Consider the following 2,135-nt stretch of genomic DNA (forward strand, 5'->3'; position numbering starts at 1 on the left):
CGGCGATGAGGGTCCTGGCGATGGCCAGGCCGATGCCGCGGCTTGCGCCCGTGACCACGGCGGTCGTTCCGGTCAGCTGGAGATCCATGAAGGGGTCCATTCGGTTCGGTGGAACGGGGACAGATGCCGTCGGTGCACACATGACCCTCCGTACGACAATTCGACCGTACGGGAGATTTCATACTTTCGCACCTGCCGGAGTGGCCGAGCACGCCCTGGCGACCTCGCATTTCCGCAGGCCAGAGACCATTCTGATCTGTATGAAATCTCCCGTACGATCGCGCCATGGTCAGCTACCACCCCGACCTCGGCCAGATCCCGGTCGAAGATGTCCTGGCGGCCCTGGGCAACCCGGTACGGCTGTTCATCGTGCGCGAACTCGCCTCCTCCGCCCGGCCGCGCACCTGCGGCAGCCTGCCCGTGACCGTCACCAAAGCCACCGCCACCCACCACTGGCGCGTGCTCCGCGAATCAGGAATCACCCGCGAGCGCCGGGAAGGACGCACCAAGGTCGTGGAACTGCGCCGCAGTGAACTCGACGAACGCTTCCCCGGCCTGCTCGACGCAGCCCTGACTGCTACCGCACCCTCCCTCCGCACCTGATCACCACTGGACGCCAGACACAGAGCACCTACCGATCCACAAGTATTGACAATTTCTCCCGTCGCCCCCACATTTCGGCACCCGGCGATATGCAATCAGACATGCCCACCACGAGTGCTGCGGCCGTGTTTCTGACGGGAGGAGACGGGCGCGGGTCCGGGGGTGCTCAGTGTTGCAGTGGTGCGGGGCGTTGTGTCACGTCGTGGATGTGGGCGGCCAGGGCTGATCGGAGGCCTGGGGCGTCGCCGTTTTCCAGGAGGTCGATCAGGTGCTCGTGTTCGTCGGCCACGGTGAGCATGTGGTCGGCGTTGCCCCGTCGTCGACACCATCCGCCGCCGGCTTGTCGAGCACTTGGCCGTCCTCATTGAGCCACACGCCCGGGTAACGCCGGCTGGAAGCCTGCCGTGTGGTGTTGGTGGGGAGTGAAGCGATGTCGATGCAGCCCAGGGGTCTGCCGCCGGTCCCGGAGCAGACTGCGGTCGTGGCCCGGGCGGCGTTCCCGAAGGGCAGTCTGGCGATCCGGGTCCGTGACCGGCTGGCCGGGGTGTTCGCCGACGAGCCGTTCGCCGGTTCCTTTGGGGTGCGCGGTGCTCCGGGGGTGCCTCCGGCCGTGCTGTCGCTGGTCACCGTCCTGCAGTTCACGGAGAACCTGACCGACCGGCAGGCTGCGGAAGCGGCGCGGGATCGCCTGTCGTGGAAGTACGCCCTGGGCATGGAGCTGGCCGACACCGGCTTCGACTTCACCGTGCTGAGCAAGTTCCGCGCTCGTGTCACCGAGCATGGCCTGGAGCGGATTGTCTTCGACCGGCTGGTGGACCACTGCCGGGCTGAGGGGCTGATCGGCGCGGGCGGCCGGCAGCGCACCGATGCCACCCACGTCATCTCTGCGGTCCGTGACCTGAACCGTCTGGAGCTTGCCGGGGAGAGCGTCCGCGCCGCGCTGGAGGCTCTTGCGGTCGCGGCCCCGGCCTGGCTGGCCTCGCAGATCGATGTCGCCGAGTTCGCCCACCGCTACGGGCCCAGGGTCAACGGCTGGACCATGCCGTCGTCCCAGGCCAAGCGGGACCGGCTGGCGCAGGCGTTCGCGACCGACGGCTATGCGATCGTGCGGGCCGCCTATACCACTGCCGCCCCGGTGTGGATCCGTGACGTCGAGGCGGTGCAGATTCTGCGGCAGGTCCTGGTGCAGACCTGCTACGCCAGTACCGACAGCCGGGGACGGGAGCTGTTGAGGTGTCCCCTGGAGTGTGGACACAGGGGCTCATGCTGCGATTGAGAGTTTAGCTGCTCGCAGATGCTGCTGTTCGAACTCCGCTGGCGAGAGGTAGTTGAGTGCGCTGTGGCGTCTGCGAGTGTTGTAGTAGGTCAGCCACTGGAAGATCTCCAGCCTCGCTTGACGCATCGTTGAGAACAGCCTCTCGTGCATCGCCTCCCTCTTGAGCCCTTGCCAGAAGGACTCAGCGAGGGCGTTGTCGTAGCTCGAGCCGACCCGGCCCATGCTCCGGCGGATCCCGAAACCGTCACAGACCTGC

The 2,135-nt window shown here is 66.9% G+C and carries 3 protein-coding genes and 1 pseudogene; 2 read left to right on the forward strand and 2 right to left on the reverse strand.

Annotated features, from left to right (window positions below; all coding sequences use genetic code 11):
• Positions 1–88, reverse strand: a pseudogene (locus tag ACIQU6_RS44500) (3-oxoacyl-ACP reductase); the annotation flags it as partial.
• 197 nt (positions 89–285) lie between these two features.
• Here ACIQU6_RS44500 and ACIQU6_RS44505 point away from each other — a divergent pair.
• Together ACIQU6_RS44505 and ACIQU6_RS44510 are read left to right on the forward strand one after the other, a co-directional pair.
• A complete protein-coding gene (locus tag ACIQU6_RS44505) occupies positions 286–603 on the forward strand; it encodes an ArsR/SmtB family transcription factor (protein ID WP_403488409.1) in 318 nt (105 codons plus the stop codon).
• A gap of 430 nt (positions 604–1,033) precedes the next feature.
• Complete coding sequence (locus tag ACIQU6_RS44510; protein ID WP_403488411.1) at positions 1,034–1,879, forward strand: transposase; 846 nt, start codon at positions 1,034–1,036, stop codon at positions 1,877–1,879.
• On the opposite strand, the gene ACIQU6_RS44515 is transcribed toward ACIQU6_RS44510, so the two are convergent.
• On the reverse strand, positions 1,865–2,135 hold a 271-nt coding region (locus tag ACIQU6_RS44515), incomplete at its 5' end, for a transposase (protein WP_403488413.1). The two genes, ACIQU6_RS44510 and ACIQU6_RS44515, sit on opposite strands and share 15 nt — an antisense overlap.

The sequence above is a fragment of the Streptomyces sp. NPDC090442 genome (genome assembly GCF_044769405.1).
GTDB lineage: Bacteria > Actinomycetota > Actinomycetes > Streptomycetales > Streptomycetaceae > Streptomyces.

Coding starts and splice junctions, on each gene's coding strand:
- ACIQU6_RS44505 (WP_403488409.1), top strand. CDS start 286: ATGGTCAGCTACCACCCCGACCTCGGCCAGATCCCGGTCGAAGATGTC.
- ACIQU6_RS44510 (WP_403488411.1), top strand. CDS start 1,034: ATGTCGATGCAGCCCAGGGGTCTGCCGCCGGTCCCGGAGCAGACTGCG.